Source organism: Epilithonimonas zeae, from assembly GCF_023278365.1.
Classification (GTDB): Bacteria; Bacteroidota; Bacteroidia; order Flavobacteriales; family Weeksellaceae; genus Epilithonimonas; species Epilithonimonas zeae_A.
In genome coordinates, this window is sequence record NZ_CP075338.1 from 3,465,078 (window position 1) to 3,479,147 (window position 14,070).

At 38.0% G+C, this 14,070-nt stretch carries 12 protein-coding genes and 1 tRNA gene; 6 read left to right on the forward strand and 7 right to left on the reverse strand.

Going from position 1 to position 14,070, the window contains the following annotated elements:
- The first annotated feature begins 259 nt into the window (after positions 1 to 259).
- Positions 260 to 1,597 carry a dihydroorotase gene (locus KI430_RS15825; protein WP_248875878.1) on the forward strand — a complete coding sequence of 446 codons (1,338 nt, stop codon included), beginning with the start codon at positions 260 to 262 and terminating at the stop codon, positions 1,595 to 1,597.
- A 133-nt stretch (positions 1,598 to 1,730) separates the two neighbouring features.
- On the opposite strand, the gene KI430_RS15830 is transcribed toward KI430_RS15825, so the two are convergent.
- Positions 1,731 to 2,333 carry an FMN-dependent NADH-azoreductase gene (locus KI430_RS15830; protein WP_248875879.1) on the reverse strand — a complete coding sequence of 201 codons (603 nt, stop codon included), beginning with the start codon at positions 2,331 to 2,333 and terminating at the stop codon, positions 1,731 to 1,733.
- 156 nt (positions 2,334 to 2,489) lie between these two features.
- Between KI430_RS15830 and KI430_RS15835 the strand changes: the two genes are divergently transcribed.
- A complete protein-coding gene (locus tag KI430_RS15835) occupies positions 2,490 to 2,888 on the forward strand; it encodes a winged helix-turn-helix transcriptional regulator (protein WP_248875880.1) in 399 nt (132 codons plus the stop codon).
- A 74-nt stretch (positions 2,889 to 2,962) separates the two neighbouring features.
- Here KI430_RS15835 and KI430_RS15840 read toward each other — a convergent pair whose 3' ends face one another.
- From KI430_RS15840 to KI430_RS15855, 4 genes are all read right to left on the reverse strand, one after another.
- Positions 2,963 to 3,859, reverse strand: a complete 897-nt coding sequence (locus KI430_RS15840; protein WP_248875881.1) for a helix-turn-helix domain-containing protein — start codon at positions 3,857 to 3,859, stop codon at positions 2,963 to 2,965.
- A gap of 408 nt (positions 3,860 to 4,267) precedes the next feature.
- Positions 4,268 to 5,269, reverse strand: coding sequence for an aldo/keto reductase (locus KI430_RS15845; RefSeq protein WP_248875882.1), 1,002 nt, complete (start codon positions 5,267 to 5,269; stop codon positions 4,268 to 4,270).
- Between the two features lie 90 nt (positions 5,270 to 5,359).
- Complete coding sequence (locus KI430_RS15850; RefSeq protein WP_248875883.1) at positions 5,360 to 6,274, reverse strand: helix-turn-helix domain-containing protein; 915 nt, start codon at positions 6,272 to 6,274, stop codon at positions 5,360 to 5,362.
- Between the two features lie 49 nt (positions 6,275 to 6,323).
- Complete coding sequence (locus KI430_RS15855; RefSeq protein ID WP_248875884.1) at positions 6,324 to 7,163, reverse strand: SDR family NAD(P)-dependent oxidoreductase; 840 nt, start codon at positions 7,161 to 7,163, stop codon at positions 6,324 to 6,326.
- A gap of 328 nt (positions 7,164 to 7,491) precedes the next feature.
- Here KI430_RS15855 and KI430_RS15860 point away from each other — a divergent pair, with 328 nt between their 5' ends.
- Positions 7,492 to 8,373 (forward strand): SDR family oxidoreductase, encoded by an 882-nt coding sequence (locus tag KI430_RS15860; RefSeq protein ID WP_248875885.1) that lies wholly within the window; start codon positions 7,492 to 7,494, stop codon positions 8,371 to 8,373.
- Positions 8,374 to 8,462: 89 nt separating this feature from the next.
- Positions 8,463 to 10,397, forward strand: a complete 1,935-nt coding sequence (locus tag KI430_RS15865; protein WP_248875886.1) for a M1 family metallopeptidase — start codon at positions 8,463 to 8,465, stop codon at positions 10,395 to 10,397.
- Positions 10,398 to 10,511: 114 nt separating this feature from the next.
- Here the strand turns inward: KI430_RS15865 and ribB are convergent, their stop codons facing one another.
- The gene (ribB, locus tag KI430_RS15870) at positions 10,512 to 11,636 is read right to left on the reverse strand and encodes a 3,4-dihydroxy-2-butanone-4-phosphate synthase (protein ID WP_248875887.1); all 1,125 of its coding nucleotides are present in this window, start codon (positions 11,634 to 11,636) and stop codon (positions 10,512 to 10,514) included.
- A 307-nt stretch (positions 11,637 to 11,943) separates the two neighbouring features.
- Between ribB and KI430_RS15875 the strand changes: the two genes are divergently transcribed.
- Both KI430_RS15875 and KI430_RS15880 read left to right on the forward strand, forming a co-directional pair.
- Positions 11,944 to 12,017 (forward strand) — tRNA-Cys (locus tag KI430_RS15875).
- A gap of 235 nt (positions 12,018 to 12,252) precedes the next feature.
- On the forward strand, positions 12,253 to 13,116 hold the full coding sequence (locus KI430_RS15880; protein ID WP_248875888.1) for a lamin tail domain-containing protein: 864 nt from the start codon (positions 12,253 to 12,255) through the stop codon (positions 13,114 to 13,116).
- Positions 13,117 to 13,277: 161 nt separating this feature from the next.
- Here the strand turns inward: KI430_RS15880 and KI430_RS15885 are convergent, their stop codons facing one another.
- The gene (locus KI430_RS15885) at positions 13,278 to 14,063 is read right to left on the reverse strand and encodes a phosphatase PAP2 family protein (RefSeq protein ID WP_248875889.1); all 786 of its coding nucleotides are present in this window, start codon (positions 14,061 to 14,063) and stop codon (positions 13,278 to 13,280) included.
- Positions 14,064 to 14,070: the final 7 nt, after the last annotated feature.

Genomic DNA, 14,070 nt, shown 5'->3' on the forward strand with positions numbered 1-14,070 from the left:
TAACCACATAGTCACATAGAAATGCTTTAAATTTTAATCAAATAAAATAGAATTGGAAACTGCTACTCTTAAACTTTTTTAATCTATGTGCTTATGTGGTTTAATTTTATCAATTCAAAAACTTTAGTAATCGTTTCCAAAAACTTATTTTTGTATTAAATAGTCTTGACAGGTCTCCAATTGTATCGTTTAGTATTAGCGATGTCAGGCTGAGGCTCTCGAAGCCTTCATATAAAATGATAAATCCATAAAAAGTAAAATGAAGATCCTAATAAAAAATGCCCAAATCGTCAATCAAGGAAAGATTATCCAAAGCGATATTCTCATCGAAAACGATTTGATTTCTAAAATTCAATCCAATATTTCCGAAGAAGCAGACCAAATTATCGAGGCTTCGGGAAAATATCTTTTACCAGGAGTGATTGATGACCAGGTTCATTTCCGCGAGCCAGGTTTGACCTGGAAAGGCGACATTGAAACAGAATCACGTTCTGCAATTGCCGGTGGAACGACTAGTTTTATCGAGCAGCCGAACACGGTTCCAAATGCGGTAACACAGGAATTATTAGCAGATAAATATGAAATCGCTTCTCAAAAATCGTTCGCCAATTATGGTTTTATGATGGGAGGAACGAATGATAACCTCGAAGAAGTTTTAAAAACGAATCCGAGAAATGTTCCGGGAATCAAATTATTTTTGGGTTCGTCAACAGGAAATATGTTAGTCGATAATCCGGAGACTCTGGAAAATATTTTCAGCAATACCAAAATGCTGATTGCCGTTCACTGCGAAGATGAAGCGACTATTAAAGCCAATACTCAAAAGTATTTGGATGAATACGGTGAAGATATTCCGGTGAAATTTCATCATTTGATCAGAAGTGAAGAGGCCTGTTATAAATCTTCCTCAAAAGCGATTGAACTGGCAAAGAAAACCGGCGCAAGACTTCACGTTTTCCATTTGTCTACAGCGATTGAAACGGAGCTTTTCAGAAATGATATTCCTTTAAAAGATAAAAAAATAACGGCTGAAGTTTGTGTTCATCACTTGACTTTCACCAACGAAGATTACGAAACAAAAGGCGGATTAATCAAGTGGAATCCTGCCGTGAAAACACAAAAAGACAAAGACGGACTTTGGGAAGCTCTGTTGGATGACCGAATCGATGTAATTGCAACCGACCACGCTCCGCACACTTGGGAAGAAAAACAGAATGTTTACACCAAATGTCCTTCCGGTGCACCTTTGGTTCAACATTCTTTGGTGGTGATGTTGGAAAATTACAAAAACGGAAAGATTTCTTTGGAAAGAATCGTTGAAAAAATGGCTCACAATCCTGCAATTTTATTCAGAATCGAAAAAAGAGGTTTCATCAGAGAAGGTTACAAAGCGGATTTGGTTTTGGTTGATTTGAATCAAAACTGGACAGTCGAAAAAGAAAATATCCTTTATAAATGCGGTTGGAGCCCGCTGGAAGGAACTGAATTTCATTCTAAAGTTACCCACACTTTCGTCAATGGAAATCTGGTTTACGAGAATGGAAAAATCAATGAAGAAAAATTCGGAGAGCGTTTGCTTTTTGAAGTGGAAGAATAAATTAAAGACTGCAAATTTTGCAGTCTTTTTGTTTTGCCTCTCGCGGATTAAGCAAATTTCGCAGATGTTGAAGTTGAAAAATCTGCTTTATCAGCTAGATCTGCGAGAGAAAATTTCTAACAATTAATTAAAATCAGTCAATAACAATGCTCTCAATTCCTTTGTTTAAAGCATCTTCCATAATTCCCGGAATCGCCAAACCTTCAGCACGGAAAACACTTACATCCGAAACTCCATAGAATCCAAAAACATTTTTAATATACGGAACATTCGAATCAAACACTTGGAAAGGGCCTCCGGAATAAACATTTCCTGAGGTAAAAGCGATATATAGTTTTTTGTCATTCAACAAGCCTTTTGGTCCGTTTTCGTCATATTTAAAAGTATATCCGGCTCTCGAAGTGAAATCAAGATAAGCTCTCAGTGTTGCAGGAACGGAAAAATTGTACATTGGAGAATCGATAACAATAATATCGGCTTCTTTTAATTCAGAAATCAAATCTTCAGAATATTTGTTGATGGATTGTTGCTCTGTAGAATGGTTTTCAGCCGGCGTAAAAAAAGTATTGATGTGAGACTCATCCAAAAGTGGAGTCGGGTTTGTCGTAAGATCACGTTCTTTTAAGACAGCATCTGAGTATTTTTCCTGAATTTTTTCGATAACTGCTTTTCCTAATTTTCTGCTTGCAGACAAATCTTTTCTAGGACTTGTGATGATGTGAAGTACATTTTTCATATGTAAATGATTATTTTTAAATTTTTTAGAATTGCTTTTCAGCTAATTCATTTTTGAATGATTAAAATTTCTACAGCAAAATTATGTACATTTGCTTATTAAAAGTAAGTAGTGAACAAAAGGTTAGTAGTAACCTTTGGGTAAGTTAAAATTATTATGGAAAATAATATCGAATTGGAAGAGCCGATGACCAAGGCCAGATGTACAGAAAGTCTGGCTTCTGTAGAAGATGCGATTTACGTTATCGGTGGAAAGTGGAAACTGAAAATCATCATTGCATTGCAGGAACACGGAAGCATTCGGTTTAACGAGCTGCAAAGAATCGTTGCCGGGATTTCTGCAAGAGTTCTGTCGAATGAACTAAAGGATCTGGAGCTGAACGGTTTCGTCAAAAGAGTCGTGCACGCCGAACAGACGCCGGTTGTGGTAGAATACCTTTCCACAGATTACAGCAGAACTTTAAAACCGGTGATTATGGCACTTTCTGAGTGGGGAAGAACGCATAAAAAAAACATCAGGGAAGATGTTTTCGAAAATACTTTAGCCAAAATTTAAACTCTCGCAGATTAAGCAAATCAAGCAGATGAAAAAAATCTGCGCAATCAGCTCAATCTGCGAGAGAAAAAATATCAATTAAACGACTGCCGAAATTCTAACGGCGACAAACTCGTTTTCTTCTTAAACAACGTAGAAAATGACTGCGAATGCTCAAATCCCAATTCATAAGCAATCTCACTTACCGATAATTCCGTTGTAGAAAGTTTCTCTTTCGCTTTGCTGATCAACTTTTCGTGGATGTGCTGTTGTGTATTTTGTCCGGTGTGAATGCGCAAAAGGTCACTCAGATAATTCGGGGAAAGATTCATCGCTTCGGCAATCTGATGAACGGTCAACAAACCTTTTTCAGAAGATTCTTTATCAAAATAATTGTTCAGAAAAGTTTCAAACTTCGTCAGAATCTGATGATTTCCACTTTTTCGGGTAATGAATTGCCTTTCATAAAACCGCTTCGAATAATTTAAAAGCAACTCGATCTGCGACAAAATAATTTCCTGTGTATGCTGGTCGATATGCTCACATTCTTTATCGATTTTATTCAGAATTTCAAGTAGGTTATTTTCCTCATCTTCAGATAGATGCAGAGCTTCATTCACGGCGTAAGAGAAAAATCCGTAAGAAGAAATTGTATTCGCCAAAGAATGTTTCAGCAGAAAATCCTCGTGAAAAATCAAAAGATAACCCGTATTTTCACAATCCATCGTTTTCAAATCGAGATATTGCACCTGATTTGGCGCCGTAAAACTCAGCACACCCTTATCATAGTCGTAATGCTGCTGTCCATATCTTATTTTTCCGGTCGCATTCCGTTTCAGGGCAACACAATAATATCGGCTCACAAAGCCTTTCCACACATCATCTTCAATGAAAACACTTTCCGAAAGATTCACCACGCTCACCATCGGATGCTTTGGTTCCGGAAGCGAAAGCAGCCTGTGAAAAGCCGAAATAGATTTTATCGTGTTCATAATTTGAAATTCTAAATATTAAAGATAGTTATTATTTGACTCCGTCGAACCACTTTGTTAAGTTTGGGCGCCTTTATCCGTCTTCCACTCCCGCTTTTTTGCTCCACTTCGTTCCGCAAAAAGAGCTCCGTTCAAGCCGGGGCGCAATCGTATTGCGTTTTAACTTTGTGTTTTAATTCAAAGATTTTTTAAATTACTAATCTTAGATTTTCAACATTAAGAATTAAAGATTTTTAAGCATTATTCTTAACAAACTTAATCAAGAATTAATTTATTAATTCTTAACTCATAAACTGTAAGATACTCTTAAATTCTTAATGTTGAAAAAAGCAGTTTATTCAAGTTAAGATTATTAAGTAAACTTTAAAATCAGCAAAATTGGCTCAATCAGCGAGAATTTTTAAAAATTTAATAATCCAAAAGTCCCATTCCAAACTCATCATAAGTCGCTCCTGTATCCGTTCCCAAAGGCACAATACTTTCCAGCTTCTCAATGTCAGATTCGCTCAGTTGGATAGTTGCCGCTTCAATATTCTGCTCAAGATATTTTCTGCGTTTCGTTCCCGGAATCGGAACAATCCCTTTACTGATAATCCAGGCCAAAGCCAGTTGGGAAGACGTAATTCCTTTATCCTTCGCCATATTTTCAATGGCTTCCACCAATTCGATGTTCTTGTGGAATTGTTCCCCCTGAAAACGCGGAATCCCTCTTCGGAAATCATTTTCCGGCAAATCGTCAATCGTTTTGATATTTCCGGACAAAAATCCTCTTCCCAACGGAGAATATGCCACAAAACCAATTTCCAGTTCGTTCAGCGTTTTAATCACGCCTTTTTCTTCCACCGTTCTTTCAAACAGAGAATATTCACTTTGAACTGCCGAAATCGGATGCACAGCGTGTGCTCTTTTCACCGTTTCAGAACCAACTTCCGACAAACCGATGTACCCTATTTTTCCTTCTTTCACCAAGTCGCTCATTGCTCCAACCGTTTCTTCAATCGGAACATTTTTATCGAGACGATGCATATAATAAAGGTCGATGTAATCGGTTTTCAGATTTTTCAAAGAACGTTCAACCGACTTTTTCACATAATCTTTACTTCCGTTGATTTTCCACGTGACTTGCTCATTATCATCGATTTCCCAACCGAATTTTGTCGCGATAATATATTGGTCACGATTGCCTTCAATCGCTTTTGCAATCAACTGCTCATTTTTAAAAGGTCCGTACAAATCGGCAGTGTCGAGAAAGTTTCCGCCTAATTCCAAAGAACGGTGAATGGTTGCAATCGCTTCTGTTTCATCCGTTTTGCCATACATATCGGCATCGCCAAAACCAGTCATTCCCATACATCCCAAACCGATATTCGGAATAATTAATCCCTGATTTCCTAATTTTACTTTTTTCATTTTATCTTGATTTTTAATAAAACAAAGTTGATGAGAAATCTACAATCGGATGTATGCAAAACGACGGATGTTGTATGAGAATTACTGATGTCAATTAAATGACTTCCGGAATTCCAAAGGAGAAATGTCCGTTTTAGCTTTAAACAATTTACTGAAAGACTGAGAGTGTTCAAATCCCAATTCATAAGCAATTTCACTTACAGAAAGTTCTGTAGTAGAAAGCTTTTCTTTAGCTTTTTGAATCAGCTTTTCGTGGATGTGTTGTTGCGTGGTTTGTCCCGTTAAAGATTTCAGTAAGCTTCCTAAATAATTAGTAGAAATATTCAGAGACTCTGCAATGTAATTGGCGGTTGGCAAACCTTTGTTGATGACTTCGTTTTTGAAATAATCTTCCAGAATATGTTCCAATTTATCCAAAATCTGATGATTGCTCTTTTTTCTGGTGATGAATTGTCTTTGGTAAAATCGTTCGCAGTAATTCAGAATCACTTCAATTTGAGAAATAATGATATTCTGTGTGAATTCATCAATTCCTGACTGATATTCGCGTTCGATGCCTTTGAAAAGTCCAATCAACGTTTCTTCTTCTTTTTCAGAAAGAAACAACGCTTCATTAACATCATAACCGAAGAATTTATAATTGTGAATGGTCTTTGCCAAAGGCGTATTCCAGATAAAATCGGGATGAAAAGCCAAAAGAAAGCCGGACGGTTTTGTGTCGTATTTGTCAATAATCATCCTCACCAATTGTCTCGGCGCAATAAAGCACATCAGACCACCATCAAAATCATACTGGCTTTGTCCGTAATGCAATTTTCCATGGATATCACGCTTGAAACCCATAAAATACAATTCCTGAACCCAGCTGATTTCCGATTCCTCGATTTGATATTCCACCTGGCTGTAATCCACCAGACTAATCATTGGGTGTTGAGGTTGAGACAATCCGCAAATCCTGTGAAATTCAGCAACGGTGTCAATCGTATATAATTTTCTGTTACTCATAACCTAATAAGATTAAAGGCAACAATCCGAAAACTGTTGCCTTACAAAGTTAGTAATCTGTTGAAATACTTAATGTTTTGAAATCGGAAATTTCATTTTGAAGTGTGCTTAATTTATTAGTTGCCATTTGAAAAGCGTCGGAACCTAAAACCAAATGAACAGGTGGATTTTCCATTGCTGCCAATTCTATCAATGCCACAGCTGCTTTTTCCGGGTCACCAGGCTGATTGCCGTTGATGTCCTGCTCGTGCGCTTTTTGAATTTGTCTGGCCGTTGCATAAGCATCAATTTCATTTTCAGGTGTGCGAAGAGAACCACCGGTTAAAAAGTCAGTTCTGAAATAACCGGGATAAACAATGGTTGCATTCACTCCAAATTCTTTCGCTTCCGCGGCCAAAGCTTCCGTGAAACCGACAACGGCAAACTTGGTAGCGCAATAGATTCCCCAACCGGGAAAATCTCCTGAAAGTCCGCCAATTGATGCAATGTTGATAACGAGACCATTTTTCTGTGCTCTGAGGTAAGGCATTGATTTTCTGATGACATTAAGAGAGCCGAAGACATTGGTGTCAAAATTCTGACGGCTTTCTTTATCTGTTAATTCTTCTAGAGTTCCCAATTGTCCGTAACCCGCATTATTCACGATAACATCCAATTGTCCGAATTTCTCAACTGTTTTAGAAATCGCTTCCGAGACCGAATTTTCATTTACCAAATCCACTTCCAATGGAAGGAAATCAGAGTTTTCTGCGCTGATGACTTTCTGTAATTCCGAAACATTTCTGGATGTTGCTGCCACAGAATAACCTTCAGCTAATAATTTTTTTACTAATGTCAGACCTAAACCTTTTGAAGCGCCAGTCACGAACCATACTTTTTTTGTACTCATTTTGATTGTTTTTAAAGGGTTAATTATTTACAGTACAAAGTTGAAAAATGATGAACGGAACGGTGTGACCAAATCAAAGATTGTTGTAGCCAAAACTACGATGACGGATTTTTGGGCGCCTTTTCCGTCTGTAATTTATCCTGAGCGAAGTCGAAGGACTCCAGCTTTTGTCACTCTGAGGTTCTTGAAGAGTCCGTTCAAGCCGGGGCGCAATTGTATGACGTTCATATTTTGCGCATAACTTTTGTTAATTCTCAAAACAAAATAAAAATCTAAATTTACCACAGACGCAAATCATCGTTTATTAATATCAAAAATCACTTACTAAATGAATCTATATACACAACCAATGTTGCGCGAAGACGCACTCAAAGATAAAGTCGCTATTGTGACTGGTGGCGGAAGCGGTCTTGGAAAAGCAATGACCAAATATTTTCTGGAACTCGGAGCGAAAGTCGTTATCACGTCTAGAAACCTGGAAAAACTGCAGGGGACCGCAAAAGAACTGGAAGAACAAACTGGAGGAAAAGTGCTTTGTGTGGCCTGCGATGTACGCAATTGGGACGAAGTAGAAGCAATGAAAGAAGCGGCGATAAAAGAATTCGGGAGAATTGATATTCTGTTGAACAATGCTGCAGGGAATTTTATCTCGCCAACCGAAAGACTGACACATTCAGCCTTTGATTCTATTTTGGATATCGTTTTGAAAGGAACAAAAAATTGTACGCTTTCCATTGGGAAATATTGGATTGATAACAAAGTTCCGGGAACGGTTCTTAATATCGTCACGACTTATGCCTGGACGGGCTCTGCTTATGTCGTTCCATCAGCTTGTGCAAAGGCAGGCGTTTTGGCGATGACCAGAAGTCTTGCGGTGGAGTGGGCAAAATATGGTATTCGTTTCAATGCGATTGCGCCGGGACCATTTCCTACTAAAGGAGCTTGGGACAGATTACTTCCGGGAGATTTGCAGGAGAAGTTCGATATGAAGAAGAAAGTACCGTTGAGAAGGGTTGGCGAACATCAGGAATTAGCCAATCTTGCGGCTTATCTGGTTTCCGATTATTCAGCTTATATGAATGGTGAAGTGGTGACTATTGACGGTGGCGAATGGCTGCAAGGTGCTGGCGAGTTCAATATGCTGGAGGATATTCCGCAGGAAATGTGGGATATGCTGGAAGCAATGATAAAAGCAAAAAAATCGAATTGATTTAAAAATAAACCTTATTTAATCTCAAGTTTGTAACAAATTTGAGATTTTTTTTACCTATTTTTAAATGTTATAAATCTTTTTACGTAATGAAATTCAAACTCCCTAATTTGATTTCTGCTGTAGCGATATTTGCTTTTGTCGGCAATTCTTACGCTCAGGAATCTTCAAAGTATGATTATACAGAAGCCTTCAAACCATTTTTCTATCCTCAGACCGGAACTGAAACACGTTCGGCAAGCGGACAGCCGGGACACAAATATTGGCAGAACTCCGCCGATTATCAACTGAATGTCAGTCTTAATGAATCTAACAATGAATTAACCGGTTCGGCCGAAATTACTTATACCAACAACAGTCCGGACCAACTGGGTTTTCTTTGGTTACAACTCGACCAAAATCTTTTTGCTAAAGATTCAAGAGGTAATGCTGTAGTTCCGTTGTCAGGAAGTAGAAACGGTGCGCACGGAGAAGCATTTGATGGCGGTTACAAAATCAAATCAGTAAAATATGACGGGAAAGATGTAAAATATACCATTACAGACACCAGAATGCAGATTGACCTTCCAAGTGATTTGAAAGCGAACGGCGGCGTTGCAAAATTGAAAATAGAATATTCTTTTCTCTCTCCAAAATACGGTTCGGACAGGATGGGAGTTGAAGATACCAAAAATGGAAAAATCTTCACATTGGCGCAATGGTATCCGAGAATGTGTGTATATGATGATGTAATGGGTTGGAACACGTTGCCATATTTAGGAGCTTCGGAATTTTATTTGGAATACGGAACTTTATCAGCAAATATTACCGTTCCGACTAATCATTACGTTGTAGCTTCGGGAGAATTATTGAATGAAAGAGAGGTTTACTCGAAAGAAGAAATCAACCGTTGGAATGAAGCTAGAAAAAGTGACAAAACTGTGATGATTCATCCCGAATCTGAATTAGGTAAAGGAAATCAATCAGGAACAAAAACCTGGAAATTCAAAATAGAAAAAGCAAGAGATTTTGCCTGGGCTTCGTCTTCTGCATTTATTATAGATGCCGCGAGAATCAACCTTCCAAGCGGAAAAAAATCTCTAGCAATCTCGGCCTATCCTGTAGAAAGTGCAGGCGACAAAGCTTGGGGAAGATCGACTGAATATACAAAAGCTTCCATCGAACATTACTCCGGAAAATGGTTCGAGTATCCTTATCCAGCAGCGACTAATGTTGCCGGAAACGAAGGTGGAATGGAATATCCTGGAATCGTTTTTTGCCACAGAAATTCAAAAGGTGCTGATCTTTGGGGTGTAACGGATCACGAATTTGGTCACACTTGGTTTCCTATGATTGTTGGTTCCAATGAAAGAGTTTTTGCCTGGATGGATGAAGGTTTCAATACTTTTATTAATGAATTATCAACGGAAGCTTTCAATAAAGGCGAATATTATCACAAACAAGATATCAGCAAGATTGGACCATTTGTTCAGAGTGATAATTTTGAACAGATTATGGTTGGTCCGGATAATATGAAAGAAAGAAACATTGGTGTTTTGGCTTATTTCAAACCTGGAGTTGGGTTAGGGATTTTGAGAGAAACCATTTTAGGTCCTGAAAAATTTGATAAAGCATTCAAAACTTATGTTCATAGATGGGCGTTCAAACATCCGACACCTTGGGACTTCTTCCATACAATGGAAAATGTTTCCGGCGAAGAACTGAACTGGTTTTGGAGAGGCTGGTTTATGAACAAATGGAAAGTGGATCAAGCTGTAAAAGCAGTAAAACCTGTGAATGGCGATTTCAAAAATGGCGCGCAAATTACAGTTGAAAATATTGGGCAACTACCAATGCCGACAACAGTTCTTGTAACCTTTAAAGATGGAACTACGCAGACTGTGAAATTACCTGTTGAAGTTTGGAAACGTAACACAGAATGGACTTTCCAAATCGATTCTACAAAAGAAGTTACGAATGTAAAATTGGATCCGCAATCCATCGTTCCGGATATCAATCCTAAGAATAATGCTTGGCCGAATTAGACTTGTAGATTCAAGATAAAGAATCAAGACAAAAAAAACGCTCCTATTTTGGAGCGTTTTTTATTGATGTAAGATGAAAGTCTATCATCTATCTGTCTATTCTCTCAAAATAATCTATAAAGCAACCATCTCAGTCACTTCCACATCATAACCGGAAAGAATAGGTTTGATGTTAGGATTCTGAGTAATCACTTTAAATTTATTAATTCCCAAATCTTTCAAAATCTGAGTTCCGATGCCGTAATCACGGAAGTTAGGTGCAATCGTAGGTTGTTCGCTTGTTCCGTCCTGGTAATTCAGGAAATGTTTGATTCTGCTCAATGTATTTTCTTTGTTAGAAACATTGTTGATAAAAACTACTGCGCCTTTTCCTTCTTTGTTGATAAGGTCAGTTACTTGTTGCATCAACGGATGTTCGCCATTAGACAATCTGCTGAAAACATCAAAATAAGTTCCCGAAGATTGCACTCTTACAAGAACAGCTTCATCTGCAGACCAGCTTCCTTTTGTCAGAGCATAATGGATTTGCTCCGTAGGTTTTTCCTCAAAAACATAAAATTTGAAATCTCCAAAATGCGTTTTGATATCACGCTCCTCGATTCTCTCCACAAGATCGCCTTGTCTCATAATTCTGTAATGAATCAAATCCTCAATAGAAATCACTTTCAAATCGTGTTTCTTCCCAAATTCCAAAAGTTGAGGTAATCTCGACATACTTCCGTCCTCGTTTAGGATTTCGCAGATAACGCCGCCTTCTTTCAGCCCAGCCAATCTTGTCAAATCAACCGCCGCTTCCGTATGTCCGGCTCTTTTCAAAACGCCGCCTTCTCTTGCACGCAACGGGAAAATGTGTCCAGGTCGCATCAGGTCGCCAGGCTTTGTGTTAGGATCCATAATCGCCTGGATGGTTTTGGCGCGGTCGCCAGCAGAGATTCCCGTTGTAGCGCCTTTTCCAAGAAGGTCAACAGAAATCGTAAAAGCCGTTTCTTTCGGATCGGTAGAATTCGAAACCATAGAATGCAGTTCCAATTCGTCGCATCTGGTTTCAGTTAGTGGCATACAAATCAAACCTCTCGCATAAGTTGCCATAAAATTGACAATCTCAGGTGTAGTTAGTTCAGCAGCAGCGATGAGATCACCTTCATTTTCGCGATCTTCATCATCTACCACGATGACCATTTTGCCGTTTTTAAGGTCTTCCAGTGCTTCTTCTATCGTATTAAGTTGGAATTTCTCCATTATTTCTAAAAATTTTCTGCAAAGATAATTATTTAGAACCTAACCAAAGATTGTATTAATCGATTAAAGATATGTAAATCATTAATATTTAGGAGCCGGGAACCTGCTGTCCACTCATACTCCTCGCTCTGGCGCTCCACTACGTTCCGCGCCATCGCTGTGGGGTAACCATTACCATCAGGGCTAGGTGTAATTCGATGGTTTTAAAAAACTTCAAAAATTTAAAAAATCTAAAAAAAATCAAATAAAAAGATGGATAAAATTTGAAAATTAAAAAAAAACACTAAATTTGCAAACCAAACAAAATGGTGCTTTGGCCGAGCGGCTAGGCAGTGGTCTGCAACACCATCTACAGCGGTTCGAATCCGCTAGGCACCTCCAAAACCCTAATTCATTTGCTTAGAATGTTTTAGGGTTTTTTATTGCCTTTTTTCAATAGTTAATTTCAATCTTCCAACAAAAAAATAAAATCACGCTAAAAAATGGTTAAAAAGCTAATATTATTTTGCTTTAATTTTTATTAGTAATTATGATATTCGTAATCATAATGTAAATAATCAATTTTATTTTGGTATTATAATTGTAAATTATATTTAAATCACTAAAATAAGTTATTATGAAAAAGTTTTTTACATTTGTTGGACTTGTGTCCTCGGTGGCATTTTTTAATGCACAGATTGTTATCAACGAAATTTATACAGCAGGTGGGCTTCTTAACGCCTTGTTTCGTACTGATTTTATTGAATTGAAAAATATTGGATCTTCTACGGCTTCTCTTACTGGGGCAACTATTCAATATGGAGCTGCTTCCGCTCAGTTTACACAATATCATAATCTTCCAAATATTACTTTGGCACCTGGCCAGACCTATTTGATTCAACAAGGTTCTGAGGGAACTGCAGGTGAAGGTCTTATTGGCGTGAATCTAATTGTAGATGTGGTTCTTAATTTAGATGGTTCCGGTCCTGTAGCGGGTGTTGGTCTCCAATTGGGATTAGCTTCGGGAAAAGTGGCCTTGGCAACCAATAATGTCCGTGTAACAGGGCCTACAGCGTCTAATGTTATTGACTTCGTAGGATATGGTCTTGCAAATCAATTTGAAGGTAATGGAGCTGCGCCGTCACCATTGCTTGTATTATCTATCTCAAGAAATGCAAATGGAACAGATACTAATAATAACAATATAGATTTTACCGCTGGGCTTCCAACGCCTCAGGGTAGTGGTCAGACTTTAGCAGTTGGCGATGTTAACGGTTCTAAATCAGCATTCATTAGAAATACACTGGTAAAGAATAACGAAGTTTATTTCAGTTCTGATGTTCAGGATGTTCAGTTCTTTACAATGTCTGGACAGCTTGTAAAAACGGCTAATGTTAAAGCTGGTGCAAAAGTGAATGTCGCAGATTTGCCAAAAGGTAACTATATTGTCACAGGAACTGTGAATAATAATAAAGTTACTGAACGAGTTTTGAAGGAATAATTTAATTTCCAATTAAAAAGAGAGAGCTGTCATTTGATAGCTCTTTTTTATTTATAATTTGAATCTAATTATGTCTTTTTTAAAATAAAAAAAGTAGGAAGACCAACGAAGCATCCCCCTACTTATATTTTTAGAAGCAAGTATTTTGCCAATGTTGATTTTTAAAAATTTTTCACCAATCCAATTCCCGCTGTTTTATTCTGATAGAAAGGCATCATCATCACTGAAGAATTTTTATTTTTTCCGGATAAAAACTTGTTTATTTTTGGATACAACCAATAAGAAGCTTCCGTCGATAAAATCCCAATTCCTGCTCCGGCAACCACGTCACTGAACCAATGTTTATCATTCAGCATTCTGTAAACGCCTGTGAAAACCGCCAAAGAATAACCGGAAACTCCCAGCCAGAAATTGGTATCCTTATATTCTCGGTACATAAACTGTGCGGATGCAAACGCAAAAGCGGTATGACCGGAAGGAAACGACAACCGATTCGATTGGTCGGGTCTTTCTTCTTTTGCTATATGTTTCAATGGCATTACCACAGCAGAAGTCATCAGTAACGACGTTCCATAGATGATGCTGCGATCCCGGAAATTATGTTTTCCTTCCACTCCAAAGGCATTCAATCCATAAACCAAAGCGGCAGGTGCAAACTGCGTGTAATTATCCAGTCGGATATGGTCAGGCTGATGTTCGTTGATTTCGCTTCTTGTCGAAAAATTCAATTGTTTTAGTTTGTCGAATTTCAAAGTAGCGACGCCGTAGCTTATAAAAACCGTTGGAATAATCAGTTTTTTATAACTGAACTGATGTGTGTTATCTGTATGTAATGCAGGGGCAGAAATGCTGTCTGTTGCATCATTTTTTACGGCTATGCTGTCCTGAGCAAAGAGGTTTTGAGAACTTAATAAAATAATTAATAAGCCTGAGAATAATAGTTTCATCGGAGAA

What these genes read in the sequence shown, in the direction of transcription:
- KI430_RS15825 (WP_248875878.1), top strand. Translation starts at nt 260, where the DNA reads ATGAAGATCCTAATAAAAAATGCCCAAATCGTCAATCAAGGAAAGATT.
- KI430_RS15830 (WP_248875879.1), bottom strand. Translation starts at nt 2,333, where the DNA reads ATGAAAAATGTACTTCACATCATCACAAGTCCTAGAAAAGATTTGTCT.
- KI430_RS15835 (WP_248875880.1), top strand. Translation starts at nt 2,490, where the DNA reads ATGGAAAATAATATCGAATTGGAAGAGCCGATGACCAAGGCCAGATGT.
- KI430_RS15840 (WP_248875881.1), bottom strand. Translation starts at nt 3,859, where the DNA reads ATGAACACGATAAAATCTATTTCGGCTTTTCACAGGCTGCTTTCGCTT.
- KI430_RS15845 (WP_248875882.1), bottom strand. Translation starts at nt 5,269, where the DNA reads ATGAAAAAAGTAAAATTAGGAAATCAGGGATTAATTATTCCGAATATC.
- KI430_RS15850 (WP_248875883.1), bottom strand. Translation starts at nt 6,274, where the DNA reads ATGAGTAACAGAAAATTATATACGATTGACACCGTTGCTGAATTTCAC.
- KI430_RS15855 (WP_248875884.1), bottom strand. Translation starts at nt 7,163, where the DNA reads ATGAGTACAAAAAAAGTATGGTTCGTGACTGGCGCTTCAAAAGGTTTA.
- KI430_RS15860 (WP_248875885.1), top strand. Translation starts at nt 7,492, where the DNA reads ATGAATCTATATACACAACCAATGTTGCGCGAAGACGCACTCAAAGAT.
- KI430_RS15865 (WP_248875886.1), top strand. Translation starts at nt 8,463, where the DNA reads ATGAAATTCAAACTCCCTAATTTGATTTCTGCTGTAGCGATATTTGCT.
- ribB (WP_248875887.1), bottom strand. Translation starts at nt 11,636, where the DNA reads ATGGAGAAATTCCAACTTAATACGATAGAAGAAGCACTGGAAGACCTT.
- KI430_RS15880 (WP_248875888.1), top strand. Translation starts at nt 12,253, where the DNA reads ATGAAAAAGTTTTTTACATTTGTTGGACTTGTGTCCTCGGTGGCATTT.
- KI430_RS15885 (WP_248875889.1), bottom strand. Translation starts at nt 14,063, where the DNA reads ATGAAACTATTATTCTCAGGCTTATTAATTATTTTATTAAGTTCTCAA.